General features: G+C 69.6%; 26 protein-coding genes and 1 pseudogene. 12 read left to right on the forward strand and 15 right to left on the reverse strand.

Features of this window, described 5'->3' with window-relative positions:
- The first annotated feature begins 27 nt into the window (after window positions 1–27).
- The gene (locus ACWESM_RS19880) at window positions 28–249 is read left to right on the forward strand and encodes a hypothetical protein (RefSeq protein WP_412806216.1); all 222 of its coding nucleotides are present in this window, start codon (window positions 28–30) and stop codon (window positions 247–249) included.
- On the opposite strand, the gene ACWESM_RS19885 is transcribed toward ACWESM_RS19880, so the two are convergent.
- The 6 genes and pseudogenes from ACWESM_RS19885 to panB form a co-directional block, all read right to left on the reverse strand.
- Window positions 239–1126, reverse strand: coding sequence for a CHAD domain-containing protein (locus tag ACWESM_RS19885; RefSeq protein WP_364427969.1), 888 nt, complete (start codon window positions 1124–1126; stop codon window positions 239–241). The genes ACWESM_RS19880 and ACWESM_RS19885 overlap by 11 nt on opposite strands.
- 21 nt (window positions 1127–1147) lie before the next feature.
- A pseudogene (gene pip / locus ACWESM_RS19890) lies at window positions 1148–2095 on the reverse strand (prolyl aminopeptidase); the annotation flags it as partial.
- 13 nt (window positions 2096–2108) lie between these two features.
- Window positions 2109–2558, reverse strand: a complete 450-nt coding sequence (locus ACWESM_RS19895; RefSeq protein WP_355072805.1) for a hypothetical protein — start codon at window positions 2556–2558, stop codon at window positions 2109–2111.
- Between the two features lie 262 nt (window positions 2559–2820).
- Window positions 2821–3222 carry a PIN domain nuclease gene (locus ACWESM_RS19900; RefSeq protein WP_355072807.1) on the reverse strand — a complete coding sequence of 134 codons (402 nt, stop codon included), beginning with the start codon at window positions 3220–3222 and terminating at the stop codon, window positions 2821–2823.
- Window positions 3219–3437 (reverse strand): DUF2191 domain-containing protein, encoded by a 219-nt coding sequence (locus tag ACWESM_RS19905; protein ID WP_355072809.1) that lies wholly within the window; start codon window positions 3435–3437, stop codon window positions 3219–3221. Before ACWESM_RS19905 ends, ACWESM_RS19900 begins: the two co-directional genes overlap by 4 nt.
- 59 nt (window positions 3438–3496) lie before the next feature.
- Window positions 3497–4351 (reverse strand): 3-methyl-2-oxobutanoate hydroxymethyltransferase, encoded by an 855-nt coding sequence (gene panB / locus ACWESM_RS19910; RefSeq protein ID WP_379252999.1) that lies wholly within the window; start codon window positions 4349–4351, stop codon window positions 3497–3499.
- Window positions 4352–4539: 188 nt separating this feature from the next.
- On the opposite strand from panB, the gene ACWESM_RS19915 reads away from it, so the two are divergent.
- The 3 genes from ACWESM_RS19915 to ACWESM_RS19925 all read left to right on the forward strand — a co-directional run bounded on the left by ACWESM_RS19915 (window position 4540) and on the right by ACWESM_RS19925 (window position 10649).
- Window positions 4540–6078: an alpha/beta hydrolase gene (locus ACWESM_RS19915; protein ID WP_355072992.1), complete on the forward strand. Its 1539-nt coding sequence runs from the start codon at window positions 4540–4542 to the stop codon at window positions 6076–6078.
- 164 nt (window positions 6079–6242) lie between these two features.
- Window positions 6243–7580, forward strand: a complete 1338-nt coding sequence (gene glnA / locus ACWESM_RS19920) for a type I glutamate--ammonia ligase (RefSeq protein ID WP_355072810.1) — start codon at window positions 6243–6245, stop codon at window positions 7578–7580.
- 57 nt (window positions 7581–7637) lie between these two features.
- Window positions 7638–10649 carry a bifunctional [glutamine synthetase] adenylyltransferase/[glutamine synthetase]-adenylyl-L-tyrosine phosphorylase gene (locus ACWESM_RS19925; RefSeq protein WP_356965079.1) on the forward strand — a complete coding sequence of 1004 codons (3012 nt, stop codon included), beginning with the start codon at window positions 7638–7640 and terminating at the stop codon, window positions 10647–10649.
- Between the two features lie 58 nt (window positions 10650–10707).
- On the opposite strand, the gene ACWESM_RS19930 is transcribed toward ACWESM_RS19925, so the two are convergent.
- Window positions 10708–11043, reverse strand: coding sequence for a winged helix-turn-helix transcriptional regulator (locus tag ACWESM_RS19930; protein WP_355072814.1), 336 nt, complete (start codon window positions 11041–11043; stop codon window positions 10708–10710).
- Between the two features lie 106 nt (window positions 11044–11149).
- On the opposite strand from ACWESM_RS19930, the gene ACWESM_RS19935 reads away from it, so the two are divergent.
- Window positions 11150–11476, forward strand: a complete 327-nt coding sequence (locus ACWESM_RS19935; RefSeq protein WP_040865768.1) for a YciI family protein — start codon at window positions 11150–11152, stop codon at window positions 11474–11476.
- 2 nt (window positions 11477–11478) lie between these two features.
- Window positions 11479–12126: a cysteine hydrolase gene (locus ACWESM_RS19940; protein ID WP_379253116.1), complete on the forward strand. Its 648-nt coding sequence runs from the start codon at window positions 11479–11481 to the stop codon at window positions 12124–12126.
- A 227-nt stretch (window positions 12127–12353) separates the two neighbouring features.
- On the opposite strand, the gene ACWESM_RS19945 is transcribed toward ACWESM_RS19940, so the two are convergent.
- Window positions 12354–12665, reverse strand: coding sequence for a hypothetical protein (locus ACWESM_RS19945; protein ID WP_397281551.1), 312 nt, complete (start codon window positions 12663–12665; stop codon window positions 12354–12356).
- Window positions 12666–12894: 229 nt separating this feature from the next.
- On the opposite strand from ACWESM_RS19945, the gene ACWESM_RS19950 reads away from it, so the two are divergent.
- From ACWESM_RS19950 to ACWESM_RS19960, 3 genes are all read left to right on the forward strand, one after another.
- Entirely contained in the window at window positions 12895–13587 is a 693-nt protein-coding gene (locus ACWESM_RS19950; protein ID WP_364427773.1) for a class I SAM-dependent methyltransferase, read from the forward strand.
- Between the two features lie 138 nt (window positions 13588–13725).
- The gene (locus tag ACWESM_RS19955) at window positions 13726–14670 is read left to right on the forward strand and encodes an endonuclease/exonuclease/phosphatase family protein (RefSeq protein WP_452493019.1); all 945 of its coding nucleotides are present in this window, start codon (window positions 13726–13728) and stop codon (window positions 14668–14670) included.
- Window positions 14671–14968: 298 nt separating this feature from the next.
- Entirely contained in the window at window positions 14969–16405 is a 1437-nt protein-coding gene (locus ACWESM_RS19960) for a neutral zinc metallopeptidase (RefSeq protein ID WP_356965087.1), read from the forward strand.
- A 3-nt stretch (window positions 16406–16408) separates the two neighbouring features.
- Here the strand turns inward: ACWESM_RS19960 and ACWESM_RS19965 are convergent, their stop codons facing one another.
- From ACWESM_RS19965 to ACWESM_RS19980, 4 genes are read right to left on the reverse strand one after another with little or no spacing between them, the layout of a single operon-like run.
- Window positions 16409–16861 carry a 6,7-dimethyl-8-ribityllumazine synthase gene (locus ACWESM_RS19965; protein ID WP_364427783.1) on the reverse strand — a complete coding sequence of 151 codons (453 nt, stop codon included), beginning with the start codon at window positions 16859–16861 and terminating at the stop codon, window positions 16409–16411.
- 9 nt (window positions 16862–16870) lie between these two features.
- A complete protein-coding gene (locus tag ACWESM_RS19970) occupies window positions 16871–17758 on the reverse strand; it encodes an alpha/beta hydrolase (protein ID WP_364427786.1) in 888 nt (295 codons plus the stop codon).
- Window positions 17755–19125, reverse strand: a complete 1371-nt coding sequence (locus ACWESM_RS19975; protein ID WP_452493022.1) for a M20/M25/M40 family metallo-hydrolase — start codon at window positions 19123–19125, stop codon at window positions 17755–17757. Before ACWESM_RS19975 ends, ACWESM_RS19970 begins: the two co-directional genes overlap by 4 nt.
- On the reverse strand, window positions 19122–20789 hold the full coding sequence (locus tag ACWESM_RS19980; RefSeq protein ID WP_452493024.1) for a CocE/NonD family hydrolase: 1668 nt from the start codon (window positions 20787–20789) through the stop codon (window positions 19122–19124). The genes ACWESM_RS19975 and ACWESM_RS19980 overlap by 4 nt, the downstream gene beginning before the upstream one ends.
- A 111-nt stretch (window positions 20790–20900) precedes the next feature.
- Between ACWESM_RS19980 and ACWESM_RS19985 the strand changes: the two genes are divergently transcribed.
- A complete protein-coding gene (locus ACWESM_RS19985) occupies window positions 20901–21815 on the forward strand; it encodes a DMT family transporter (protein WP_452493025.1) in 915 nt (304 codons plus the stop codon).
- 333 nt (window positions 21816–22148) lie between these two features.
- On the opposite strand, the gene ACWESM_RS19990 is transcribed toward ACWESM_RS19985, so the two are convergent.
- Both ACWESM_RS19990 and ACWESM_RS19995 read right to left on the reverse strand, forming a co-directional pair.
- Complete coding sequence (locus ACWESM_RS19990; RefSeq protein ID WP_356965094.1) at window positions 22149–23258, reverse strand: glycosyltransferase; 1110 nt, start codon at window positions 23256–23258, stop codon at window positions 22149–22151.
- A gap of 8 nt (window positions 23259–23266) precedes the next feature.
- Window positions 23267–24007, reverse strand: a complete 741-nt coding sequence (locus ACWESM_RS19995) for a polysaccharide deacetylase family protein (protein ID WP_364427798.1) — start codon at window positions 24005–24007, stop codon at window positions 23267–23269.
- Between the two features lie 614 nt (window positions 24008–24621).
- Here ACWESM_RS19995 and ACWESM_RS20000 point away from each other — a divergent pair.
- Together ACWESM_RS20000 and ACWESM_RS20005 are read left to right on the forward strand one after the other, a co-directional pair.
- The gene (locus ACWESM_RS20000; RefSeq protein WP_364427802.1) at window positions 24622–25065 is read left to right on the forward strand and encodes a TY-Chap domain-containing protein; all 444 of its coding nucleotides are present in this window, start codon (window positions 24622–24624) and stop codon (window positions 25063–25065) included.
- Between the two features lie 62 nt (window positions 25066–25127).
- The gene (locus ACWESM_RS20005; RefSeq protein ID WP_355072836.1) at window positions 25128–25862 is read left to right on the forward strand and encodes a DUF4191 domain-containing protein; all 735 of its coding nucleotides are present in this window, start codon (window positions 25128–25130) and stop codon (window positions 25860–25862) included.
- 74 nt (window positions 25863–25936) lie between these two features.
- On the opposite strand, the gene ACWESM_RS20010 is transcribed toward ACWESM_RS20005, so the two are convergent.
- A complete protein-coding gene (locus ACWESM_RS20010; RefSeq protein WP_364427805.1) occupies window positions 25937–26392 on the reverse strand; it encodes an RDD family protein in 456 nt (151 codons plus the stop codon).
- Window positions 26393–26562: the final 170 nt, after the last annotated feature.

A 26562-nucleotide genomic window follows, 5' to 3' on the forward strand; every position in this document is an offset into this window, starting at 1 on the left:
TGGGCCAGCGAGCTGGGTTGATCGACCGTGGGCCAGCGAGCTGGGTTGATCGACCGCGGGCGGGTGGCCGCGTTGCCGACCGGACACGAGGCGGCCCGAATTGCCGACTCCGGACGCGCGGCCGCGTCGTATCCCGGCCGCGGACGACCGCTACCGGTCACGGCACCGCCCGCGGCGCTGCTGGTCGGCGAACGCGGTGATCGGCTCGTCTCGACCGGCTCAGCCCCGGGACACCGGATCACCCCGTGATGACGGCCGCTCCGAACAGCGCCGCGGCGGTGGCCGGATAGCGGCTCAGTTCACGGCCCGCCGCGGCGTCCTCCGTGGCCGCGAGGGCCTCGTACAGGCCGGCACGCTCGCCCGCCGCCGCGGCCTCGGCCGCCCGGTGCAGGATCGCGTCGTGCGACTCCACCGCGTCCCGATGGTCGCCGAGCACGGTCTGCAGCTTCTTCGCCCGGACGCCGCGATCGGCGGCGTCGTCGCCGAGGACCTGCTGCGCCGCCTCGCACGAGTACCGCAGCCGCTTGGCGCTCTTGCGGATGTCGTGCAGCAGTTCCACCCGTTCGAGCGGATCGACGGTGGGCTCGGCGCGGATCAGGGATTCCACCCGGTCGAGGTCGCGCCGCAGCACCTCCCGGAACACGTCCGGCGCCGCCACATCGGCGCGTGAGTGGCGCAGCGGCGGGTCGGTGCGCCATCGGGACAGCTCGTCGCGCAGCTCGCGGTAGCGGGCGCCGTCCAACGCGGTCAGCACCTCGTCGTGCGCCGCTCGATAGCGCTCCCGCTCGGCGTCGACCAGCCGCGCGGTGACCGCGTCGACCTCCGCCGGGTCGGCTCGCTCGGCATGATCGGCCAGCAGCGTGGCGAACCGATCGGCGCGCACCTCCGCGTCCCGCGCTTCACCGAGCAACCCGGCCAGCCACTTGAGTTCCGCGCCCATCGCGGCGGCGGGCTTCTTGGCGAGCAGTTTGCCGTAGGACCGCAACACGCTGCGCAGCCTGCGGGTGGCCACCCGCATCTGATGGACCGAGTCCTCCGCGTCCGCGCGGACCTCGGGTTCGGCGGCCGCGAGCCGGTCGATGTCCTCGCGCAACGCGTCCACCAGAGCGGACCCCGCCGTGATCACCGTGCTGGTCCGCGCTTTCGCGAATCGGTCGGTGGCCTCGACCAGGTGATGCGTGATGCCGGGCTCGTTCGCCGCGTGCCCCGCGTCGTCGACGATGTGCAGGACCGACCCGGGCCAGGCTCGGTGCAACTCCCACGCGCTGACCGCGGGACAGACGATGTCGTGGCGGCCCTGCACGAGCACGGCCGGGATGTGCGCGATGGCGTCGATGTCACGCAGCAGCTGGCCCTCTTCGAGGAACCCGCCGTGCCGGAAGTAGTGATTCTCGATCCTCGCGAACGCCAGCGCGAATCGCGGCTCGGACGTCTCGGCCACCCGATCCGGATGCGGCAGCAGCGAACTCGTCGCGCCCTCCCAGCTGGACCAGGCGATCGCGGCCGTGCGGGCGATGTCTTCGTCGGCCGAGTGCAGCAGGCGGTGGTAGACCTCGACCAGGTCTTGATCGCGTTCGTCTTCGGGCACCGGCGCGAGGAACTTCTCCCACTCGTCCGGATAGACGTAGCCCGCCGCGCCGTTGTAGTACCAGTCGATTTCCTTGCGGCGCAACAGGAAGATGCCGCGCAACACCAGTTCGGTCACCCGATCGGGGTGTCGCTGCGCGTAGGCCAGCGCGAGCGTGGAGCCCCAGGAACCGCCGAACACCTGCCAGCGATCGATGCCGAGATGTTCGCGCAGCCTCTCGATGTCGGAGATCAGGTGGCCGGTGGTGTTGTGTTCCAGACTCGCGCCGTCGGCCAGGTGCGGAGTGGAGCGGCCGCAACCACGCTGGTCGAACAGCACGATCCGGTAGGCGGCCGGATCGAAGAAGCGCCGATGGAACGGCGCGGTGCCGCCGCCGGGCCCACCGTGCAGGAAGACGACCGGCTTACCGGCCGGATCGCCGCTGACTTCCCAGTAGACCGACTGACCGTCGCCGACAGCGAGCATGCCGGAGTCATGCGGCTCGATCTCGGGATAGAGGGTGCGCATCCGGCCGCCCGGCTCAGAACGCCAGACCAGAGGCCAGATCCGGGATGCCGAGCGCCTCCACGGCCTGCTGACGGACATCCGGGCAGCTCTTGACGGTGGCGCGGTCGACGATCGGCTTGTCGGCCAGCACCGCGCCGTTGATGCCGCCGTTGCGCAGCGCCCACTCGTGCACCAGGGCGTTCAGCCCGATCTTGCCCAGGGTCCCGCCCTGGATCCGCCAGTTGGACAACTCCGGCCGGATCATGTCGCACAGCTGGGTCGCGGCCGCGTCGGAGATCTCCGGGCTCGTCGGCGTGACGCGGCCGGAGGTCGTGCCAGGAGCGGCGGTGGCCGACACCGTGGTGGAACTCGAGCTGCCGGTGGGCGCCGGGCCCGAGTCGCTGCCGCAAGCGGTCAACGCGGCGGCGGTGAGAGCGCCCGCCACCAGCAGGGTGCTGCGTGAAATCCAACGGCTGTACGGCATGGGTACCTCTGGTCGTGTCGGTATTGTCGGCATCGAGTCTGCCATTGATTCCGCCGACCGGCCCGAACCGGCCGTTTTCGGTGGGAAGAGTTCAGCCGAAGTGCGCGCGCGGCTCGTCGAGCAGTTTCGGTGTTCATGCGACGCCCGAGCCGCTCGATGGACGGAGAATCACTGCCCGGAGACAGGGCGTCGGCCGGACTCGGTTCGCCACCGACGCAGGGTGATCGAGTGGCGTCGCTCTACCTGCCGCACTTCCCGAGTTCTATCGGTCGACGCGAATCATCGGAAGTTCCGGTCGTACCTTCGCGATCGAGTCGAAGTCCGCGTCCGCGTGAATGAGCGTCAGGCGGTGCTCGAGCGCGGTGAGCGCGATGACGATGTCCATCGGCGACGGCCCGCGATGATGGCCGATGCGGACCAGATCACGCTGCACCGCCAACACGTGGCGCCAGGGATCGTCGAGCGCGGGGTACCAGCCGAACGTGCGTCCGAGAACAGCGAAAAACGGTTCGAAGTCCTTGCCCGATCGAACGGAAACCATGAGCTCGGCTTCGACCGGCGGACAGATCGCGACGAGTCCTTGCGCCACCTGGCGGGGCCATGGATCATCGACCTGGCCGCGGAGCAGTCGCCACACGGCCGAGGTATCGGCGAGGTAGGTCACCGCTGGGGATGCTCCTCGCCTGCCAGAACGTCGAAGTCCAAAACGTCCTCGGCATTAGCCTGCAGCCAGGCCAAACTGCGGGCGCGATCGTCCGCGGTCAGGCCCGCCGCGATGGCCAAAGCCCGATTGATCGTGTCACGTTTGGTGCGTGTGCCCAGCTGCTGCTGAGCGAGTGCCAGTGCGCCGTCGTCGAGATCGACTATGGTCCGCGTCATGCTCCGCACCTCCCTTGATATACGGATATACGTCAGTATATCAAAGGGAGGTGGCGATTTCAGAAACTGTGCTCCGCCGCGGGGAAGGTGCCCCGGCGCACTTCGTCGGCGTAGGCAGCGGCTGCGGCACGCAATTCGTCGCCGACGTTGCCGAAGCGCTTGACGAACTTCGCGGTCTTGCCGCTGGTGTAGCCTGCCATGTCCTGCCAGACCAGCACCTGCGCGTCGGTGTCGGCGCCCGCGCCGATGCCGACGGTCGGAATGGTCAGCTTGCGGGTGACCTGCCCCGCCAGTTCGGCCGGGACCATCTCCATCACCACGGAGAACGCGCCCGCCTCCTGAACGGCGATGGCGTCGGCGATCAGTTGCTCGGCGCCGTCGCCACGACCCTGCACGCGGAATCCGCCGAGGGTGTTCACGCTCTGCGGGGTGAAGCCGATGTGCGCCATGACCGGGATGCCCGCCGCGGTGATCAGCGCGATCTGCTCGGCGACCCGCTCGCCGCCCTCCAGCTTCACCGCGTGCGCCCCGCCCTCCTTCATGAACCGGGTCGCCGTCGCCAGCGCCTGCTGCGGGGAGGACTCGTAGGTGCCGAACGGCAGGTCGGCCACGACCAGCGCGTGCGGCGCGCCGCGCACCACCCCGCGCACCAGCGGGATGAGCTCGTCGACAGTGATCGGCACGGTGGTGTCGTAGCCGTACACCACGTTGGCCGCGGAATCGCCGACCAGCAGCACGGGAATGCCCGCTTCTTCGAACAGCCGCGCCGAGGAATAGTCGTAGGCGGTCAGCATCGCCCAGCGTTCCCCGTCGGCTTTCATCTGCTGCAGGTGGTGCACCCGGGTCTTGCGCATCTTCTTGGGCTCGGCGGGCGCCGCACCGTAGGCAGGGGTTTCCGAGTCGGATACGGACATCATCGTCCCTTTCGTCTGTGTCGCCTCGGGGCCCGTCCGGGTCCCCGGGAGTGTCTGACGATTTCAGTGTGCCACCCGCCACCGAGGCGGATTAAGGCCGATGACCGGTGCGATTGGTCACAGCGCGGCACGGGGTTTGCCCGGGGCGGCCACCGCGTTCGCCCGATGGCAGTATCGACAGCATGTCGATGGTGCGGAATGGGCGCGGTGCACTCCCGGTGGCGGTGCTGGCGTCGCTGGCTGTGCTGGTTGCGGGGTGCGCCGTCACCCGCACCGAAACGGGGCAGCCCGCACCCACGCCGCCCACCGGGCTGGAGAAGTTCTACGGCCAGGCGGTGCAGTGGGGTGACTGCACCGGATTCGGCGGGCCGGACGACCGGCTGTCGCCGAGCACCGAGTGCGCCCGGATCACCGTGCCGGTGGACTACGCGGCGCCCGACGGGCCGACCGCCCAGATCGCGATCTCCCGGACGCGGGCGACCGGGCGGCGGGTCGGTTCGCTGGTGATGAATCCGGGCGGGCCGGGAGAGTCCGGTCTCGGCCTGTCGTCGCTCGGCAACAAGACGGAATTGGCCGAGCGCTTCGACCGGATCGGCTTCGACCCGCGCGGTGTCGGTTCTTCCACCCCCTCGATCGTCTGCCAGACACCCCAGGAGCAGGACTCCGAGCGCGCCGAGCCGGAGGACGACTACACCCCGGCGGGCATCGCCGACGCCGAGGCCGACAACCGCCGGTACGCGGGCCGCTGCGCCGATCGGACCGGGAAGGAGTTCCTCGCCCACGTCGGCACCCGCGAGGTCGTGCAGGACCTCGACATCATGCGCGCCGCGCTCGGCGACCCGAAGCTGACCTACGTCGGCTACTCCTACGGCACCAAGATCGGTTCGGCGTACGCGGAACGGTTCCCCGACCACGTGCGCGCCATGGTGCTGGACGGCGCCATCGACTCCTCGCAGGATCCGGTGCAGGAGTCGCTGCGCCAGGCGGCGGGCTTCCAGAAGGTGTTCGACGCCTACGCCGCCGACTGCGCGCGGCAGCCCGACTGCCCGCTGGGCGCCGACCCGGCGCAGGCGGTGCCGCGGTTCCGCGCGTTGGTGAACCCGCTGTGGGACAAGCCGGCGCCGACCACCGATCCGCGGGGTCTGACCTACGGCGACGCGCTCACCGGCGTGCGCCAGGCGCTCTACACCGACGAATTGTGGAAGGTGCTCACGCTCGGGCTGTCCGAGCTGCGCGACGGGCGCGGCGATACGCTGCTGGCCCTGGCCGACCTGTACGACGGACGTCGCGACGACGGCACTTACGCCAACACCAGCGACGCGTTCAACGCGATCCGCTGTGTGGACGATCCGCGCATCACCGATCGCGGGGTCGCCGGACGCCAGGACGCCGAATACCGGAAAGCGGCCCCGTTCCTGGACGACGGGCGCGGCACCGGCGCGGCGCCGCTGGAGCTGTGCACCGCCTGGCCGGTGCCGAACACGAGTGAACCGCATCGCATCTCGGTGACCGGTCTGCCGAAGACGGTGGTGGTGTCGACCACCGAGGACCCGGCGACGCCGTACCAGGCCGGAGTCGACCTGGCCGACCAGTTGGGCGCCGCGCTGATCACCTATCAGGGCAACCGGCACACGGTGGCGCTGGCGGGCGGCGTCCCCTGCGTCGACGACGCGGTGATCGCCTATCTGGTCGACCTGACCGAGCCCGCCTCCGGCCTCACCTGCTGAGCCGGGCGCGCGCGGTTGCTGATCGGTCACGCGATGCTGCCCGGTCCAGAAGAATCTCACAAACCGGACGATCCGACTGTGCGGAGTCTTCCGAAAAAACCAGGTCAGCAATCTTAAGCGTGTATGTAACACAGATTTAACGCCGGATGCTTACGCTCGCGGACATGGATCGCCAGAAGGAATTCGTGCTGCGGACGCTCGAAGAGCGGGACATCCGCTTCGTACGTCTCTGGTTCACCGACGTCTTGGGTTACCTGAAGTCCGTCGCGATCGCGCCCGCCGAGCTGGAGGGCGCGTTCGAAGAGGGTATCGGTTTCGACGGCTCGGCCATCGAGGGCTTCGCCCGTGTCTCGGAGGCCGACATGGTCGCCCGGCCGGATCCGTCGACCTTCCAGGTGCTGCCGTGGGCCACGAGCAAGGGCCATCAGCACTCCGCGCGCATGTTCTGCGACATCACCATGCCGGACGGCTCGCCGTCCTGGGCCGACCCGCGCCACGTGCTGCGCCGTCAGCTGAACAAGGCGGGCGACGTCGGCTTCAGCTGCTACGTGCACCCCGAGATCGAGTTCTTCCTGCTGGAGAACGGCACGCGTGACGGCGTCCCGGTCCCCGCCGACACCGGCGGCTTCTTCGACCAGGCCGTGCACGATTCGGCGCCGAACTTCCGCCGCCACGCCATCGACGCGCTGGAGTCCATGGGCATCTCCGTGGAATTCAGCCACCACGAGGGCGCTCCGGGCCAGCAGGAGATCGACCTGCGCTACGCCGACGCGTTGTCCATGGCAGACAACGTGATGACCTTCCGCTACCTGATCAAGGAAGTGGCCATCGACGAGGGCGTGCGCGCGACCTTCATGCCCAAGCCGTTCGCCCAGTACCCGGGCTCGGCGATGCACACGCACATGAGCCTGTTCGAGGGCGAGACCAACGCCTTCCACGACCCCGACGACCCGATCAACCTGTCGGAGACGGCGCGCGCGTTCATCGCGGGCATCCTCGAGCACGCCCCGGAGATCAGCGCGGTCACCAACCAGTGGGTCAACTCCTACAAGCGCCTCATCCACGGCGGCGAGGCGCCCACGGCGGCCTCGTGGGGCCGGTCCAACCGCTCCGCCCTGGTCCGTGTGCCGATGTACACACCGAACAAGTCCTCCTCGCGGCGCGTCGAGATCCGCAGCCCCGATTCCGCGTGCAACCCCTACCTGGCCTTCGCCGTGCTGCTCGCGGCCGGTCTGCGTGGCATCGAGAAGGGCTACACGCTGCCGCCGGAGGCCGAGGACGACGTGTGGTCGCTGACCGTCGCCGAGCGGCGCGCGATGGGCTTCCGCGAGCTGCCCGGCACGCTGGACGAGGCGCTGCAAGCGATGGAGCGCTCCGAGTTGGTCGCCGAGACCCTGGGCGAGCACGTGTTCGACTTCTTCTTGCGCAACAAGCGCCGGGAGTGGGCGGACTACCGCAGCCAGGTCACGCCGTTCGAGCTCAAGGAATACCTGGGGTTGTAATCCGAGCGATGCCCGGGGGCGGCGTGCCCCCGATCGCGGCCAGGTAATTTGAGAACCATGGTCCGGCCCCCCTCTGCGCGCTCCGCTGTCCCCGGTGTCGGTCGGCTCGGATTGCTCGAGCCGTCCGCCGCCGCGTCGCTGCGCGAATTGGGCTGGGACAACGTCGAGAGCATTCCCGTGCTGTGGTCGCTGTCCCGCGCGCCGGACGCCGACCTCGCGTTGAGCACGCTCATGCGATTGCGCGAGAGCATCGGGGACGGTTGGGACGCGGTCGATTCGGCCATCCGTACGGATACGTCGCTGCGGGGCAGGCTGTTCGCGCTGCTCGGCTCCTCCAGCGCGTTCGGCGATCATCTCGTCGCGGCGCCGGAGTCGTGGGAAGGCTTGCGCCGCAAGGAGTTACCTGGACGCGACGAGCTGATCGCCGATCTGCTCGCCGTGGTCGACGCGGCACCGGAGGAGGGGCCGAACGCGACCCCGATGCTGTTCCGCGCCGCGATCTCGGGCCCCGAAGTGGCGGCGTCGCTGCGCAAGCGGTACCGCGATCACTTGATGCTGCTGGCCGCGCTGGATCTGGCGGCCACGGTGGAGAACGAGCCCGTGCTGCCCTACCAGGTGGTCGGCAGGCAGCTCACCGACCTGGCCGACGCCGCGTTGACCGCTGCGCTGGCGGTGGCGGTGGCGCGGGTCTGCAAGGACGAGCCGGTGCCGGTGCGGCTGGGCGTGATCGCGATGGGCAAGTGCGGCGCGCGCGAATTGAACTATGTCAGCGACGTCGACGTGGTGTTCGTCGCCGAGCCCGCCGACGCCACCGCCACGCGTCTGGCCGCGGAGATGATGAGCGTGGCGAGCCAGGCGTTCTTCGAGGTAGATGCGGCGCTGCGACCGGAGGGTAAGGCCGGTGCGCTGGTGCGGACGCTGGATTCGCACATCGCCTACTACAAGCGCTGGGCACGCACCTGGGAGTTCCAGGCGCTGCTGAAGAATCGTCCGGCGACCGGTGACATCGCGCTCGGCGAGCAGTACCGAGCCGCGCTCATGCCGATGGTGTGGTCGGCGTCGGAGCGTCCCGATTTCGTCGCCGACGTGCAGGCGATGCGCCGCCGCGTGGAGGATCTGGTGCCCGCCGACCTGCGCGAACGCGAACTCAAGTTGGGGCGCGGCAGCCTCCGGGACGTCGAATTCGCCGTGCAGCTCCTGCAATTGGTGCACGGGCGGGTGGACGAGACGCTGCACGTGCAGGGCACCGTGGAGGCGCTGACCGCGCTGGCCGCGGGCGGCTACGTCGGTCGCGACGACGCGGCCAATCTCACGGCTTCCTACGAGTTCCTGCGGTTGCTGGAACACCGGCTCCAGTTACAGCGGTTGCGTCGCACCCACACCCTGCCCGCCGACGACGACGAGGAGGGCATGCGCTGGCTGGCCCGCGCGGCGCACATCCGGCCCGACGGCAGGCAGGACGCGGTGGGTGTGCTGGGCAGCGAGATCCGCCGGAACGCGGTGCGCGTGCGGCGCTTGCACGCCAAGCTGTTCTACCGGCCGCTGCTGGATTCGGTGGTGCGGCTGGAACCCGACGCGCTGCGCCTGAGCCCCGAAGCCGCCATCCGGCAGCTGGCCGCTCTCGGCTACGCGGCGCCGGAACACGCCCTCGGCCACCTGAAGGCCCTCACCGGCGGCGTGTCCCGCAAAGGGCGCATCCAAGCCCTGCTGCTGCCGACGCTGCTCGAATGGCTCGGTGAGACACCGAATCCCGACGCGGGCCTGCTGGCCTATCGCCGCGTGTCGGAGGGGCTCGCCGACCAGATCTGGTTCCTGCGCGAACTACGCGACGAGGGGGCGATCGCCCAGCGGCTGATGATCGTGCTCGGCTCCTCCGAGTACCTGCCCGATCTGCTGATCAACGCGCCGGAGACGATCCGGATGTACGCCGACGGCCCGAGCGGCCCGCTGCTGCTCGGACCGCAGCCCGACGAGGTGGCCCGCGGCATCCTCACCGCCGCCGCGCGCTACGAGGATCCGAAACGCGCCGTGGCCGCGGCCCGTTCGCTGCGAAGGCACGAACTCGCGCGGGTGGCGTCGGCCGATCTGCTGGGCATGCTCGAAGTGCCGCAGGTGTGCCGGGCGTTGTCGTCGGTGTGGGTGGCGGTGCTCGAGGCGTCGTTGCGTGCGGTGATCCGGGCGGGCGAAGCGGAGCGGGGGGCGCCCGCGCCTGCCGACATCGCGGTGATCGGCATGGGCCGACTCGGTGGCATGGAGCTCGGGTACGGCTCGGACGCGGACGTGCTGTTCGTCTGCGACCCGCGGCCGGGCGAGGACGAGACCAAGGCGGTGAAGTGGGCGATCGGGGTGGCCGACCGGGTGCAGCAGCTGCTCGGCGCGCCGAGCACCGACCCGCCGCTGCACGTGGACGCCGGGTTGCGCCCGGAGGGGCGCAACGGCGCGCTGGTGCGCACGTTGGCCGCCTACGAGGCGTACTACCAGCAGTGGGCGCAACCCTGGGAGGTGCAGGCGTTGCTGCGCGCGCACCAAGTGGCCGGTGACCAGGAACTCGGGGTGCGTTTCCTGCACGTCATCGACAAGGTGCGGTACCCGGAGGGCGGTGTGTCCGCCGAGGCGGTGCGCGAGATCCGGCGGATCAAGGCCAGAGTGGACGCCGAGCGGTTGCCCCGCGGCGCCGATCCGGCCACGCACACCAAACTGGGGCGTGGGGGCCTAGCCGACATCGAGTGGACGGTTCAGCTGGTGCAGTTGCGGCACGCCCACGAGGTGCCCGGCTTGCACAACACCTCCACACTCGAGGCGCTGGACGTGATCGAGCGAACCGAGCTGCTGGACGCGCAGGACGTCGCGCTGCTGCGTGACGCGTGGCTGACCGCCACCAATGCCCGCAACGCCTTGGTCCTGGTACGCGGCAAACCCAGCGATCAGCTACCGGGTCCGGGGCGGCTGCTTTCCGCCGTCGCCCGCGTCGCGGGGTGGCCCAACGACGACGGCAGCGAATTCCTCGACCACTACATGCGCGTCACCCGGCGCGCCAAAGCGGTCGTCGAACGAGTCTTCGGCGCGTGAGGTTCCTGTCCGTGCGCACGTCCCTTTCGGCCTGACGAAATCGAGCCCGCGGCCGGGCTCAAGGACCGACGGTCAGACCCGCGCGGGCGGCGCGCTGTTCGCCCCAGTCGTAGAGCGCGGTGAGGACCGGGACGAGTGTGCGGCCCTCGTCGGTGAGGGTGTATTCGACCTGCGGAGGCACCGTGTCGAAGGTGGTGCGCCGGACCAAGCCGTCGGACTCCAGTTCGCGCAACTGCTGAACCAGCATCTTCTCGCTGGTGGTCGGCATCCGCCTGCGCAACTCGCCGTAACGGTGCACACCCTCCTTCAAGTGGGCCAGGATCACCGGCTTCCACTTGCCGCCGATCAGGTCGACGGTCACCTCCACGGCGCAGTTGTAGCGCTTGTCGGGCACCTGTCCTCCGGGTACTCACTGAAAAGTGCGTTCTTGTAACACTGTAATCATCGCGATTCCATGAATGCCGTTGGTATCGACCACCGCAATCATGGAGCGAAACATCGTGAAGGTCATCGTTTTCGACCGCTTCAAGCCAGGCGTCACCCTGGAGACGATCAACCCGTACCTGCCCGAGGAGGTCGCCAACGTGTGGCGGCTGTGGAAGGCGGGCATCGTCCGCGAGAACTACGCCCGCGCCGACGAGCCCGGCGTGGTGATCGTATTCGAGGTCGACAGCGTCGAGGAGGCGCGGAAGTACGTCGCGGACTTCCCGCTCACCAAGGCCGGATACCTGGAATGGACGTTCGTCCCGGTGCAGGCGCCGTTGCCGCTGGAGGCGCTGATGGATCCCGCCGTCGACGTCGCCGAGCCCTACGACCGGACCGCGTGAGCATGCGCCACGCCTTCGGCCTGAGCATCCCGCAGACCGTGCCGGAGGCCTGCGATCCCGCGCGGATGGCGCTGCTCATCTACGACATGCAGGTCGGCATCGTGCGGCAGATTCCCGGCGGCGAGGAGATCGTGCGCGCGTGCGTGCGGCTGCGCGACGCCGCCCGGGCGGGGGGTTTCCGGGTGTTCTACACCCGGCACATGTCCTTGCCGGTGGCGGCGTCGGGCGTCGCCCAGTTGCGCACCGCGATGTCCTGGCAGCGGGTGGACGACCCGGCGGACGTGCGTTCGAGCTTCCCGCAGGGTTCGCCGCAATTCCACTTGGTGCCCGAGTTGACGCCGGGTCCGGACGAGGTGGTGTTCGACAAGATCACCATGTCGGCGTTCGCGGCCACCCCGCTGGACTTCGCGCTGCGCGACTGCGGCATCGACACCTACGCCGTGGCGGGCATCGCCATGGAGGTGGGCATCGAGCCGACGGTTCGGCACAGCCTGGACCTGGGTTATCTGCCGATCATCGTCACCGACGCGTGCGGCGCCGGTCATCCGGCGGCGGCCGAAAGGTCGCATGCCACACTCGAATTCACCGGCGGATCGCTCACCACGGACACCGCCGCGCTGACCGAGGCCATGAGTCGGCACGCCCACTGACGCTGCGGTCCGCCGAACCGGTGTGCGTCGCGCGCCGGTTCCGTGGCCATCGGCTCGTTCGCCCGGCCGAATGTGCTGCTATATCTCGGCAGGGAGCGAATCGGCCGATCCACGTTCCTGCGCGCGGTCTCCATGCGGCGCCCAAGTCGACCACCGGCCGGACGAGGCGCTGCTCGGTGTGGGATCACCACCAGGCCCGCGCGGTGATCTCCACTGCGCGGGCCGGGTCACGGACTCCCGCACGCCAGGTCGTCCTGCGGTGGGGTGTTCGCGGCGCCGGTCAAGATCTGGAAGCGATCGACGAACCGGCGCAAGGCGAGCCGGTCTTCGTCGCCGAGCCCGTTCGCGGTAGTGACGGTGACCTGGGTGCCGGAGCGGATTCGCAGGACGTCCCAGGCCACCGGCAGGACGGGCGCGTGCACGCTGCGGCCGTTGCCGCTGATCGTGATGGACGAACGATACGAGCCCGGAATGAATGCCAGCTCTTCCGCGATCTCGGCGGTGAGCGGTCCCTGTGCGCGAAATTGCTCGACGTACATTTCTCCCCCTCGTCACGTCGCCATCAGTTCTGGGCCAAGGGTAGACCGGCCGACCTCGTCATGGACGACGATCCGCCGCCCAGCCCCACGGTCCGGTCTCGATCAGTGACGTGTCGAGCGGTGCGGGAGATCTCGCCCAGCCCCGGTGTCATCCCGCCCGTCGAGCGGATCGAGCGCGTCGTGGGCGAGGGTCCCCGACATCGGACAGGTGCACTGATATTCGTTTGCTATGACGACGCCAGAGGATTTCGATTTCGATGCCATCTATAGGGGCACCGGCGGCCCGTTCGGTCCGGGTGTCAAAGCACCGTGGAGTATCGGCGAACCCCAACCCGAACTCGCCGCCCTGATCGACGAAGGGAAATTCCACGGTGACGTGCTCGACGTCGGCTGCGGGGAGGCGGCGATCTCGCTGTATCTGGCCGAGCGGGGTTACACCATCGTGGGATTGGATCTGTCGCCGACCGCGGTCGAGCTGGCCCGTGCCGAGGCAACCCGGCGCGGCCTGACGAGCGCTTCGTTCGAGGTCGCCGACATCACTTCTTTCACCGGCTACGACGGCCGCTTCGGCACCATCGTCGACAGCACGCTGTTCCATTCGATCCCGGTCGAGTCGCGGGATGGTTACCAGCAGGCGATCGCACGCGCCGCCGCGCCGGGTGCGTCCTACTTCGCGCTCGTGTTCGACCGGGCGGGCCTGCCCGAAGTGCCCCAGCCGGGGCCGTCGCCGGTCACCGCCGATGAGCTTCGGGAGGCGGTGTCGAAGTATTGGACGATCGATGAGATCAGGCCGGCGCGAATTCACGCCAACTTGCCCGCGGAGTTGCCCGAGGGCGCGCCTGTCCGGTTCGAAGGGATACGCGACGAGCCCGGCGGCCGCAAGTCGGTTCCGGCCTGGCTGCTGTCGGCCCACCTGGGCTGATTCTCCGACAGCGAAGTCGCGGGGTGCGTCGCCCGGGCGAGGGACATCGCCAGGCATCGAAGTGGCCGGGTTTCCTATGTGCCGGTCTCGAGCTGCACCAGATCAACAGCTTCACCGGCATTGCCTAGGCTCGACCGCATGCGTAGATGGATGGACCGGGCATTGTTCGGTGTGGGGTGGTGCGCAGTAGCCGCAGGCGCCATCGGGATAGCGCTGCACTTCGGGGCGTGGCAGCGGCGAGTGCTGGTGTTGCTCGCGTCGGGGGCGTCGTACTTCATGATCGGCGCGATCGTCGGCCTGGTGCTCTTGCTGATCGCGCACGGATGGCGCAGCGCCGCTGTCGCCGGGGTGCTGGCGGCGGCGACGCTGTGGACGCTGGTGCCCGCGTTCGTGCCGCAGGGCCGGGCAGCCGACGGTCCGAAGCTGACCGTCATGCAGTCGAATCTGCTGTTCGGCGGCGCCGACCCGGCCGCCGTTGTGCGCGCGGTGCGGGACGACCGGGTCGACGTGCTGACCGTGGACGAACTGACCGACGCCGCGCTGGAGCGGTTGGCGGGCGCGGGCCTGGTCGGTGAACTGCCCTACTACTACACCGAGCCCACCCGCGACGGCGGTGGCGGCACCGGCATCTACAGCCGATATCCGCTGCGCGACACCAAGAAATACGACGGATACATCCTCAACAACATCTCCGCGACGATGGATCACCCCGAACGGGGACCGATCACCGTCTTCGCGTTCCATCCGGTCCCGCCGCCGTTCGATTTTCCCGCGTGGCAGACGGAGATGCGCAAGACCAGGGAAATCCTCGACGCGCAACGGGGCCCGGCCATCGTGGGCGCGGATTTCAACGCGACCCGTGACCACACCGCCTTCCGCGACCTGCTACGCGGAAGCTTCGCCTCGGCGGCCGACCAGGCAGGCGCAGGCTTGCTGCCCACCTTCCCCGCCGACCGCGCGTGGGGACCGGTGATCGGCATCGACCACATCCTGCTCGCCGACGCCACCGCCGAAGAGGTGCGCACCCTCTCGGTCCCCGGCTCCGATCATCGAGCGCTGCTCTCCCACATCCACCTTCAGTGACCCCACACTGTCGGGCGCGCACAGACCCCGCGCGACGGCCGCCACATCGAACTTCGCCGCCAGCAGGGTCGCGATGCGCCCCGGTCGGCTTCTGGTGATCTTCGATTGTCGCGCTGAGGCCGCTCCCATCATCGACCGCACCGGATTCCCTGCTGCGCGCCTGACCAGGCGTGAAAGTGCTGCGCGCCTTGCCGATCCGGAGACGATCGTGGCGCTGTGATGCGCGCAGCGCGCTCGCGGCGATTACGATGTGAGCGCTCGGCGAGCCCGAGACGCGGTACTCGGGGAGGCGAGTTCGATGAGGAAGTACAGGCGATTCGGTGTGGCCGTGCTCGCGGTGGTGGCGCTGGTGTCGGCCGGATGCGCGCAGGGCACGAACGACCGTGCCGCACGGCAGGTCTCGCCGCCCGCCGACACCTGGGAACTGGCCGGGTCGATGACGGCTTCGGGCCCGAACGGTCCCCGCAAGGGTGTGCCGGACGCGCCGCTCACGGCGGAGAACGGCGATGGCGGCGCCATCGACAAGCTCGCCCTCAATACGATCGCCGACGTGCAGGACTTCTGGACCAAGGAGTACCCCGCGCACTTCCCCGGCACGTTCAAGCCGGTGACCAGGTTCATCTCCTGGGACGCCAAGGCGCCCAGAACGCAGTCGGTCAAGTTCTGTAAGTCCGACACCTACCAGGTGGTGAACGCGGCCTACTGCGGCGGTGACCACACCATCGGCTGGGACCGGGGTGTCCTGCTGCCGAAACTGGTGCAGAAGTACGGCGAGATGGCGGTGGTGATGGTGCTCGCCCATGAGTACGGGCACGCCATCCAAGGGCAGGCCAGACTCGCGGGCCTGCTGACCCCGCCGCTCGTGCAGGAACAGCAGGCGGACTGCCTCGGCGGTGTATTCCTGCGCCATGTGGCCGAAGGGAATTCGGCGCACTTCACGCTCAACACCACCGACGGCCTCAACGCCGTGCTCGGCGCCACGGTGGCGGTGCGCGACCGGGACCCCAACGATCCGGACAACGTGCACGGCTCGGCCTTCGAGCGGGTGACGGCGGTGCAGATCGGTTACACCGACGGCGCCGACGGGTGCAAGAAGATCACCAGGAAGGAGATCGCCCAGCGCCGCGGCAATCTCCCCACCACCTTCGAGCCCGGGGAGGAGCAGGCGCAACTTCCGGTGGACGCCGCCGCGCTGACCAGCCTGAGCCAGGCGCTGACCAAGATCTTCCCGGTCACGCGGACGCCGCAGTTCGACTACTCCGGGGTCGGCCGCGGTTGCTCGGACGGCACCGTCACCCGGCCGGTGTCGTACTGCCCGAGCGCGAACCGGATCGGCACGGACGTGCCCGCTCTGGCCCGCCGCGGCGGAACGATGACCGACGGCGACCCGCTGTCGGCGGTCGTGGACGGCGACTACAACGCGTTCGTCGTCTTCGTCTCGCGCTATGTGCTCGCGCTGCAACAGGATCGCAAGCTGTCGCTGACCGGCGCGGAGACGGCGGGCCTGCGCACCGCATGCCTCAGCGGCGTGGTGACCACCAAGTTGAGCGAGCCGGGCAGCGACCCGCACCTGTCCGCGGGTGATCTGGACGAAGCGGTCTCCGGCCTGCTCGCCGACGGTGCGGCGGCCGCCGACGTGAACGGAAAGGTAGTGCCGAGCGGCTACCAGCGGCTCGAAGCGTTCCGGACCGGCGTCCTGGACGGTGAGAGCGCCTGCCTGGCCAAGTTCCGGTAGTCGCTACACCGGCAGCGATCGCAGCGAGCTGAGCGTGCCCGCCAGTGCGCGGGCCGCCTCGGCGCCCTTGGTGAGGAAATGCTCGGTGAAGTACGTGACGTGCTCGCTGTGCTCGTGGAAGTGGTGCGGGGTGAGCACGACCGAGAACACCGGCACGTCCGTGTCCAGCTGGACCCGCATCAGCCCGTCGATCACCGCCGAGGCCACGAAATCGTGCCGGTAGATGCCGCCGTCCACCACCAGCGCGGACGCGACGATCGCGGCGTACCGGCCGGAATGCGCCAGGCGCTTGGCGTGCAGCGGGATCTCGAAGGCGCCCGGCACCTCGTAGACGTCGATGCCCGCGGGATCGAAACCGAGGTCGGCGTATTCGGCGCGGAAGCCCTCGTACGCCTTCTCGACGATCGAGCTGTGCCAGCTGGCGCGGATGAACGCGATGGATCCGGTAGTACTCATGGAGAAATACTACTGTTCGGTAAGGTGCGCTTCCAGCCAGCCGACGACGTCGTCGAGCACCTTCTGCTGCTCGGGCTCGTTGAACACCTCGTGGTAGAGGCCCTCGTAGCGGATCACCGTGAGGTCCTCCGACCCGGCGCCCCGCTCGATGAGATCGGAGCTGGACGGCGCGGCGATCGCGTCGGCGGTGCCGTGCAGCACCAGCAGCGGCACGGTGACCTTCGCCAACCGCTGCTTGACCGTATTCGTCGCGCTCAGCATCTCGGCGCCGGTGCGCGCGGGCAGCATGCCGCGATAGACCAGCGGATCGTTGTCGTAGGCCGTGACGACCGCCGGGTCCCGGCTGATCTGCGACGAATCCAGTTTCAGCACACCCAGATTCGGGGTGAGCCTGCTCAACACCGGTGCGAGCATGCGCTGCACCGGATTGCCCACCGGGATGTCCAGCGGCGGGGCGGACAACACGATGCCCGCCACGTCGATCGGCGCGCGGGTGGCCAGATACAGGGTGATCAGGCTGCCCATCGAGTGCGCGACCAGGAAGCGCGGCACGCCGGGCTGCTCTCGGGTCGCGATGTCCAGCATGGCGGCGACGTTGTCCGCGGCGCCCGCCATGGAGCCGATGTTGGCCTTGCTGCCCGCGGACTTCCCGTGCCCGATGTGATCGAGCGCGTAGACCGCGAAACCGGCGGCGACCAGACGCTGTCCCACATGGGCATAGCGGCCGGAATGCTCCGCCACGCCGTGCACCAGGACGATCACGCCCCGCGCCGCGCCCTCCGGCAGCCACGCCCGCCAGGCGACTCCGCTGCCGACACCGTCGAACTCGCCGGACTCGGTGCGGATCGCGGGCTGCTCGGTGGACGCGGTGTCGCCCGCCGTCGGCTCGGTCGTCATCCCTGCGCTCCTGACGTCGATGGCGCGCCGACCGTAGCGAAATGCTCGATCAGCCGCCGGTTGAACTCGATGAGTCGAGCGTAGTTGACTCGCGAGATGCGCTCGTCGGTTCCGTGGATCGAGGCCAGGTCGCGCTCGTCCAGCACGATCGGGGCGAAATTGCACCGGGTGCCCGCCAGGTCGTCGTAGTGCCTGGAGTCGGTGGCGCCGGGAACGATGCCGGTGGTCACCGCGATGCCGGGGACGACGGCGCGGGCGAGATCGGCGATCAGATCGAATGCGGGGCCGGGCCGCGTTATCCGCGACGGCTCCGACGACATGCCTACCAGATCGAATCGAATCCCCTTGTCGCGCACGACTTTCCGGCAGTGCGCCAGCACCGAGGCGACGGTGTCGCCGGGCAGGATGCGGAAGTTCACCATGGCCTCGGCCCGCTGGGGCAACACGTTCGCCCGCACTCCGCCGCGGATCACCGTCGGCGCCGTGGTGGTGCGCACCATCGCTTCGGTCTGCGGCTGGGCCGCCATCACCCGGGTGACCACCGGTGCGGCGAGATTCGCCAGGCCCAGCAGCAGTCGCCGCGGCGCGGGCATGACCTCGCGCACCCTGGTCAGCATGTCCGCGATCACCGGGGTCAGGCGCAGCGGCATCGGATGGTCCTGGATGCGGCCCACCGCCCGCGCGATCCGGCCGACCGCCGTCTGCCTGCCCGGCATGGACGAGTGCCCGCCGACCTCGGTGACCGACAACCGAACCGTCGCGTAGCCCTTCTCGCCGAGCATGATCGTCGCCACCGGCTGCCGCACGCCCTCGACGACGCCAGCGGTGATCACCCCGCCCTCGTCGAGCAGCAGCTCGGCGCGCACGCCCGCCTGCCGCAGATGCTCGGCCATGCGCTCGGCGCCCTCGCCGCCGAAGACCTCCTCGTCATGCCCGAAAGCCAGGTACACGGTGTGCCGGGGGCGCAGGCCCGCGGCGAGCGCCGATTCGGCCGCCTCCAGGATGGCGAGCACGCGGCTCTTGTCGTCGATCGCCCCGCGGCCCCAGATGAACTCGTCGTCCACCACTCCCGCGAACGGCGGGTGCGTCCAGCGCTTGGCGTCGTCCACCGGGACCACGTCCTGATGCGCGAGCAGGATCGCGGCCACCCGGTCCTGGTCGGCGCCCGGCCAGCGGTAGAGCCTGCTGTGCGCGAACTTCCGCAGTTCGAGTTCGGCGTGCACCCGGGGGAACGACGTCCGCAGGTGCGCGTCGAGGCGGTCGAACGCCGCGCTGTCGGTGTCGCGCGGGTCGTCGGTGGACACCGTCACGCACCGCAGCGCGGTGGCGAGGCGTTCGGCGGTCACGTCGTCGACCGGCTCCGTCATCGGTCACCGGTGCGGTCGAGCAGATTCATGGACACCGTTGCATTGTTCAACATGCTCGGGTCGAGGGCGATGGTCTTCTCGTTTCGCCACTTCACGATGCCTTCGGTGAGCTCGCCCGGCAGATCGGGGCGGCGCGTCGCCGTCAACAAGGGCAACTCGATGCTCGCGGAGGCCACCGTGACCGCGGCGAGGGCGGGGGAGTGCGACCACACGTCGTCGACCACGTCGGTGATCCGCACGCCGATCCGGTGGCCCGCGGCGATCGGCCAGTCCTGCGCGAGCAGCCTGACCTCGGCGGTGTCGCGGACCGGGGCAATCCCTCGGGTGATGACGGTCGCGCGCAGGTCGGGCGCGATGTCGTAGAGCTCGACCGCGACCGTCGCGTTCGGCGGGCCGCTGAGCCGGAGGATGGCGGTGGGAATGCCGGACAGATGCTGCTCGCCGGTAAGCGGCGCGGAGACCGACCAGATCTCGCGATCGGGTCCGGGAATCAACCCGCGATCGGTGTAATCGCCGGTCCGCAGCTCGACCGGAACCCGCCGGGCGTCGGCGGGCGGCCAGGCGCTCTCCGCGCGCCAGCGGCCGTCGAACTGGCCGACGGTGATCGGCGGGCCGGGCACCCGCACGTCGCGGGCGGCGACGTGCTGGTCGAAGAACGCGAGCAACTCGGTGTCGAAGTGGGGCGTGCCGCATTTGTCGTGGCAGGTGCGGTGTCCCCACTGGCCGAACCAGGCGCGGTGCTCGCCGGGCCCGAGGCCGTTCCACAGATCGAACACACGGTAGGCACGGGTGTTGTAGTCGACGAAGCCTTGACCGAGGAACAGCGGAATCGTGGCGCCTCGCAGCCGCGCGACGAGGTCGCGATCGCGCCAGAAGGCGGTGTCGGGATCGTGGTCGCCGATCTGGGTCAGGTACTGCTGGTAGCACTGCCACGGCAACTGCGTCGCGTTCGCCTGGTATTCGCCGGAGTCTTCCGGACGCGGTGGCGTCGAGGCGATCAGCAGGTGCTCGAGTCCCGCGAAGTCGGCGGGACGCACGCCGCTCTCGGTGATCGGTTTGCCGGAGAACTTCCACGAGACGCCCTGCATGTACAGGTAGGAGTACGGGTCGACGACCGGCTCGAACGCGCCCACCGCCGCGAGGCCCTTCGGGGCGGCGGCCAGGCCCATCAGGCCGGTCCAGGCTTCGTACGACGTGCCGAACAGCCCGACCCTGCCGGTGGACCACGGCTGGCTCGCCGCCCACTCCACGGCCGTGGCGACGTCGGCTCGTTCCCCCGGCCCGCCGAAGTCCGGGCAACCGTCGGAGCCGCCGAACCCACGCAGGTCGACGATGACGTAGGTGTAGCCCGCGTTCATGAAGAGGTCGGCGGTGAGGTTGTCGGTGGACGGGCCGCCGGTCAGGCGCGGCTCGCTCAGATAGGCCAGGTGCGCGCGATACGGACTGACGGTCAGGATGACGGGTGTGCGGGTGTCGTCGGAGACACCGGCCGGGCGCAGGACGTCCGCGTGCAGCCGGGTGCCGTCCGTGCCGTCGATGAACGCTTGCTTCCACTGATAGGGCACCGCCAGCGGTTCGGCGGCCGCTCGCATCGGGGTGAACGCGGCCAACAGCAACAACAGGCCGCACAGGGCACGAGACAGGACGGCTCGTTCGATCACCATAGGACTATCGAGTCTGCCCGGACGGCCGTCCAGCCCCCGGAACCGGGGTGGTCGTCCAGTAGCCGGGCGAACGCCATCCGGTGTTCATCCGGACCGGTCAGCATCGAGGCCATGCCGGAGCGCGGTTTCGGGTCCGTCGACTCGGTAGGGACGGTCGGTTTGGCGTTGTCGGCCGCGTTCCTGTTCGCGGTGTCGGCGTTCCTGCAACAAGGCGCTGCCAGGCAGGCGGCCACCGCGTCCGGGCAGGGACGATTCCTGGTGATCGCCGCGATCGCTCGTCGTCTGATCACCGACCGCCGCTGGCTGGCCGGACAGGGCGCGAACGTGGCCGGATTCGTCGTGCACGCCGTCGCGCTGCGCTTCGGCGCCATCGCGGTGGTGCAGGCGCTGCTGGTCGTGCAGTTGTTGTTCGCGCTGCCGTTCGCGGCATTGCGGCGTGGTCGCGCGCTGCTCGCCAGAGACTGGGCGGGGACGTCGGCGGTGTGCGCGGGGCTGATGCTGCTCGTCGGGCCGGGGATTCCCGAGCATTCGGCGGTGCGCACGCAGCTGCTCCCGGGGGCGTGCGCGGGGGTGTTCGGCACGGTCGTCGTGTTGTTCGGTCTGTCCAGGACGGTCCGCTCCACCCAGGTGCGGTCCGCGCTGGTGGCGGTGGCGGCGGGCTGCTGTTTCGCCACTACGGCGGTCCTCGTCGTGGTGGCGACGAGGACGCTGCCGGACCCGAGCTGGGCACTGCTGGGCATTCCGGTGTCCACCGTCCTCGGCGGCATCCTGACCCAGGAGGCGTACGCACGCGGGTCACTGCCCACGGCGCTGACCGCGATGACGATCACCGACCCGGTGCTGAGCTACCTGGCCGGTCTCACGCTGTTCACGGCGACGATCCACCCGCGCCCGACGCTGCTTGCCTGCGCGGCCACCGCGGTGATCGTCGGTGTCGCACTGCTGGCGAATTCGCCGACGCTGCACGACGAGCGGGAGATGTCGGCGGAAGCGACCCGCCCGGCGGTACGGGCGAAGGCCGGGTGAACTCCGGCGCAATGCGGGGGCGCGCTGACCGGAGGAAGGGGATCCGACGGGCACGAGCGGGGCGAACCACCGGGCCGATGCGAGCATCCGGCGCGATAGCGGTCGCTGGGCATCCTGCGCGGTTGGAAACGGCGAATCATTCGCCGTGAGCGGCATTCGCACGCCGAGGCGCGGTGACCCGCACTTGCCCCATCGAGGCCAGCGCACGTGCCTTTGCCCGGCTCGTCGACGCCGGGAGTCCTGCGCGGAATCGGCGGCACGCAGGTCGACGCCCCGGGTGGGCGACTTCAGCGGTTGGATCAACGCGATAGTGATAAACGCCGGGGTTGTTCCTCAGGCCGAGCGGGCCGGAGTCTCGTAATCGGCGTAGAGCGCGAGCATGCTCTGCACCGTCGCCGACCACGGAAAGCGTTCCGCCGCGGCACGGGCCGCGCGACGACGCTGGGCCGCGGGCAGGGCGAGCAGTTCACGCACGCCGTCGGCGAGGCCGCGCGGAGTCCCGTCGCAGACGAGGCCGGAGCCGGGGTCGCCGACGAGTTCGCGAGCCGCGCCCGCCGCGGGAACGACGACCGGAGTCCCGCAGGCGAGCGCCTCCAGCACGGCGAGGCCGAAAGTCTCGGCAGGGGAGGGAAACACTGCGACGTCGGCCGCGGCGACCAGGGCGGCCATCGCGGTCCGGTCGGTGAGATGGCCGTGGAAGACGACCGGAAGCCCTGCCGCCAGCTGCTCCAGGCGAGAACGCAGCGGGCCGTCCCCGATGACCGACAGCACGCAGCGCACACCGGATTCGACCAGGACGCGGACCGCCTGGATGGCGCGTTCGGCTCGTTTCTCCCGGGACAACCTGCTCACCAGGACCAGCCGCACCGGATCGTCGGAGCGGTCGTCGCGCCGGTTCTCGGTCGACGGGCGAAAGGTCGTGAGGTCGACGCCGAGCGGGATCCTGCGCACGTTGCGCGCGCCGACCCGGGCGAACTCGGCGGTGGCGAAACGCGAAGTGACCACGACCTTCTCGGCGCGCACCCAAAGCCGCCGGTTGGCCAGGTCGGCCGCGGCGGTGAGCGGGAAGCCGCGCGGCACCCGCGAGCGCAGGATGGCGTCGATACGTTCGTGGGAGAACAACACCAGCGGAACGCCCGCCCCGCGCGCCCACGGCGCCAGCCAGCGGACGCTGAGTTTGTCGCTGCACTCGAGCACGTCCGGGGCCAGCCGATCGAGCACGGCACGGGTGCGCCGGGCGGTGAGCACGTGATAGCCGGCATCGCCGAACTTGGGGCTGCGCACGGTGATCCGATGCCCGGACGCGGTGTGCTCGTCGGCGTCGCGCGGACCGGGCACGACGAGGACCCGGTCGTGCCCCGCCGCCGAATAGCCGCGTCCGATTTCGTCGAGGCACGTGCGCAAACCGCCGGAGGCGGGAGTGTAGAAGTTGGCGATCTGCACGATCCGCACTAGTCGACCGCCGATCCGACCAGCTGGCGATAGGTGATCGCGTGCGCGCCGGTGCGCAGCACCGCGTCGATGGCGCGCAACGTGGTGTCGCGCAGGCCCGGTCTGCTCAGATCGTCGGGATGCAGCGCCAGACGGACCAGCCCGCCGCGTTCGGCCGTGCGGCGCGCCGCCGTCTCCAGCAGCGCCGCGCCGAACCGCTCGGACCAGCCGCCGCCCGGCCGGTGCGAGAGCGCGAACCCGTGGAACCGGCGTCCGGTGCGCAATTGCTCGGCGCCGAAGTGGGAGGTGGTGTAGGTGAAACCCGCCGCGCGCAACGCCTGTTTCGCGCCGGGCGAGGCGAGCCAGCCCGGCGGCGTGAAACCGGTAGTCGGCAGACCGGCTTCGATCATCACTTCGGTGGCGGCGCGCAGTTTCACGGTGGCCGTGCCGACATCGATGGCGGCGAACTCGGCCGCGCCGCGCGCCACCGCATGCGCTACCGCGCGGCGCGGCCGATCACCCTCGGGCCCCGCCCGGTGCGACCACCCGTGCACCAAGACGTCGTCACCGGCCTGCCTGCGCTCCCGCAAGAACGCCGCGTAATCGGGTTCGTCGGCCAACCGCCTGCCCCGCCACGGCCCCGGTATCACCAACAACGACACGGGAATTCCGAACCGATCGGCATCGGCGCACCAGCGCTCCGTCTCCGCCGCACTCGCCGGTGCGACGTCATGGACGCTCACCACCAACCGCGCACACACGTCGGGGAAGCTAACACCGCCCGGTGGCCGTCAGCTGAACAGCGCGGTGCACTCGGCTGAAAGATGCGTACCGCCGATCACCAGATGTCCGTCCAGGCGGGCCGCACCGGCAGATCGAAGGCGACGGAACGCTCGCACCAGCAGGGGCGCCTATGCGTTTTCCGGAACCCGGGCATGCGACGACTCGGCCCGTGGTCGAGGTGAACAGGTACTGGGTTCCCACCCGATACCGCTCCTACTCGTCCCACGCCGGACTCCATGCCGCCGAGACGAAATCCATAGCGCGATTCCAAGCGCGAACCCGAACGCTACGGTCTCCCATCGAAAGCATTCCGCCGGACCCATTCCTGCGTCGGCGGAAAACGCCGGGGCGGAAACGAAAACCTCAATTGCGCTCCGGGGTTTCCGCTGCCTGGTCCGTGCGCGCCGCACCGGCCCGACTCGGTGTCGCCGGTGGAGACGCCGCAGGTCCGGCTGGTGCTCGGCCGAGAGCCGATATGGGATATGGCAAACGGCTATAGCCCGAACGAACTACGCAACGTCGCAACGAGTTTCGTCTGGTGTCCCGGCCGGGTCGGCGTATGATCAGGCCAGTGCGAATACCCGGGGGAAGAATGAGCGAGCCGGCGACAGCGGACTGGGAACGGTTCGTGCAATCGCTGGCGCACTGCCTCTCGGAGCTGCCCTCGCGGGCAACCCTGATCATCGCCGCCCCCGGAAATCGCTATGTCCAATTTGTCCAATACGACATCAAATTGTCCGCCGAACTGGCCGGGAACAATTACCTGAGCGACCCGATCCCGGAGACCGCCGCACAGGAGTTGCGCGCACTGGGCTGGCACGAGCCCGCGGATCGGCACGACGCGGACAACTGGACAAGGATCCTCTTCTGGCCCATCGCGCCGAGCAGCTTGCTCGAGTTCGCGCGCTCGGTCGCCGTCGGCCTGCGCGACGCCCTGGGTGTGGCGGCGCCGGTCGAGTTGCGCGCGATGGGCTGGACCGAGGCCTCGGGTGACCTGGATCTCACCGTGCTCGGATCGATCGCGCGCCGCGGGTAGCGCCCGGTCGGGCCGCTGTCCCACGGCGAAGCCGCGACTACCTGGGCACTATCCTGAGTGTCATGGCAGCAGGTAAGCCCACCAAGGAAGCGAAGGCCGCGGCGAAGGCGGCCCGCAAGCAGCAGTCGAGAGAACGCCGCAAGCAGTTGTGGCAGGCGTTCCAGATGCAGCGCAAGGAAGACAAGCTGCTGCTGCCGCTGATGATCGGCGCCCTGGTCGGCATCACCGCCGTCTTCGCCGTCATCGGCCTGATCTTCGGGCTGACCTGGTTCCTGATCCCGCTTGGCGTGGTGCTCGGCGCGCTGGTGGCGTTCATCATCTTCGGCAGGCGGGTGCAGAAGAGCGTCTACCGCAAGGCCGAGGGGCAGGCGGGCGCCGCGGCCTGGGTGCTGGACAACCTCCAGGGCAAATGGCGGGTGAGCAACGGCATCGCCGCCACCACGCAGTTGGACGCGGTGCACCGGGTGATCGGCCTGCCCGGCGTGGTGCTGGTCGCCGAGGGCTCACCGCAACGGGTCAAGTCGCTGCTCGCCCAGGAGAAGAAGCGCACGGCTCGGCTGATCGGCGACACCCCGATCTACGACGTCGTCATCGGCAACGACGAAGGTCAGATTCCGCTCAAGGACCTGCAGCGTTACCTCACCAAGCTGCCGCGCAACATCGACACCAAGCGGATGGACCTCATCGAAGGCAGGCTGGCCGCCCTCAGTGCGCGCAGCGGGCCCGCCCTGCCGAAGGGGCCGATGCCCGCGGGCGCCAAGATGCGCGGCGTGCAGCGCACCATCCGCCGCCGCTGACCTGCTCGCTCGAAAGGCCCGCCGCCCCGCCCGGGGCGCGGGCCTTTCCGGTCGTCACCGCGCGGGTCGGAAGATCAGCGTGAACGCACCAGCGCCGTTCCGGTCGCGCGGTCGTGCATGCCGCGCCCGTCGGCGTCGGTGAACAGCGCGGGCACCACGAACACCAGCAGTACCTGCCTGGCCAGCGCCCGGACGAAGCCGACCGGCGCAGCCGCGTCGATGCGCACCGTACGCAGCCGCAGGAAATACTGCCCCGGCGTGAACCCGAAGAGCGTGACGGCGCCGACGCCGATGACGAACCAGATCAGCAGCGTCAAGCTCGACGCCGAACCGCTGCGCGTGATCAGCGCCGCGATGCCGAGGGCGATCAGCCAGTCCACGAACAGGGCGGCGATGCGGCGGCCCATACCGGCCAGCGAGCCCGCTCCGGCCTTCGGCAGGCCGAGTTGCGCCCCGGGGAACTCGGTGGTTGCCGGGCCACCGGAGTCGGCAGGAGGTCCGGAGAGCCAGGAGCCGGTGATGCGTGCCATGCACCCCAGAATAGGCGCGCCCGGACCGGCGCCCGGTACCGCATAAGCGGAGTTCAGCCTCCCCGCGCACCGCGGCGCGGGCAGGACTACCATGCATTTCGAGTCATGGTGGTCAGTACCACGCTGCCGGACGCACGTGTAACACCGGCGAAACAAATCCTTGACTGCCG

Source organism: Nocardia sp. NPDC003999, from assembly GCF_053604885.1.

Excerpts from the sequence above, each read along its gene's own strand:
- ACWESM_RS19895 (WP_355072805.1), bottom strand. The coding sequence starts at position 2,558 with ATGCCGTACAGCCGTTGGATTTCACGCAGCACCCTGCTGGTGGCGGGC.
- ACWESM_RS19905 (WP_355072809.1), bottom strand. The coding sequence starts at position 3,437 with ATGACGCGGACCATAGTCGATCTCGACGACGGCGCACTGGCACTCGCT.
- panB (WP_379252999.1), bottom strand. The coding sequence starts at position 4,351 with ATGTCCGTATCCGACTCGGAAACCCCTGCCTACGGTGCGGCGCCCGCC.
- ACWESM_RS19915 (WP_355072992.1), top strand. The coding sequence starts at position 4,540 with ATGGTGCGGAATGGGCGCGGTGCACTCCCGGTGGCGGTGCTGGCGTCG.
- glnA (WP_355072810.1), top strand. The coding sequence starts at position 6,243 with ATGGATCGCCAGAAGGAATTCGTGCTGCGGACGCTCGAAGAGCGGGAC.
- ACWESM_RS19925 (WP_356965079.1), top strand. The coding sequence starts at position 7,638 with ATGGTCCGGCCCCCCTCTGCGCGCTCCGCTGTCCCCGGTGTCGGTCGG.
- ACWESM_RS19940 (WP_379253116.1), top strand. The coding sequence starts at position 11,479 with ATGCGCCACGCCTTCGGCCTGAGCATCCCGCAGACCGTGCCGGAGGCC.
- ACWESM_RS19945 (WP_397281551.1), bottom strand. The coding sequence starts at position 12,665 with ATGTACGTCGAGCAATTTCGCGCACAGGGACCGCTCACCGCCGAGATC.
- ACWESM_RS19950 (WP_364427773.1), top strand. The coding sequence starts at position 12,895 with ATGACGACGCCAGAGGATTTCGATTTCGATGCCATCTATAGGGGCACC.
- ACWESM_RS19955 (WP_452493019.1), top strand. The coding sequence starts at position 13,726 with ATGCGTAGATGGATGGACCGGGCATTGTTCGGTGTGGGGTGGTGCGCA.
- ACWESM_RS19960 (WP_356965087.1), top strand. The coding sequence starts at position 14,969 with ATGAGGAAGTACAGGCGATTCGGTGTGGCCGTGCTCGCGGTGGTGGCG.
- ACWESM_RS19965 (WP_364427783.1), bottom strand. The coding sequence starts at position 16,861 with ATGAGTACTACCGGATCCATCGCGTTCATCCGCGCCAGCTGGCACAGC.
- ACWESM_RS19970 (WP_364427786.1), bottom strand. The coding sequence starts at position 17,758 with ATGACGACCGAGCCGACGGCGGGCGACACCGCGTCCACCGAGCAGCCC.
- ACWESM_RS19975 (WP_452493022.1), bottom strand. The coding sequence starts at position 19,125 with ATGACGGAGCCGGTCGACGACGTGACCGCCGAACGCCTCGCCACCGCG.
- ACWESM_RS19980 (WP_452493024.1), bottom strand. The coding sequence starts at position 20,789 with ATGGTGATCGAACGAGCCGTCCTGTCTCGTGCCCTGTGCGGCCTGTTG.
- ACWESM_RS19985 (WP_452493025.1), top strand. The coding sequence starts at position 20,901 with ATGCCGGAGCGCGGTTTCGGGTCCGTCGACTCGGTAGGGACGGTCGGT.
- ACWESM_RS20000 (WP_364427802.1), top strand. The coding sequence starts at position 24,622 with ATGAGCGAGCCGGCGACAGCGGACTGGGAACGGTTCGTGCAATCGCTG.
- ACWESM_RS20005 (WP_355072836.1), top strand. The coding sequence starts at position 25,128 with ATGGCAGCAGGTAAGCCCACCAAGGAAGCGAAGGCCGCGGCGAAGGCG.
- ACWESM_RS20010 (WP_364427805.1), bottom strand. The coding sequence starts at position 26,392 with ATGGCACGCATCACCGGCTCCTGGCTCTCCGGACCTCCTGCCGACTCC.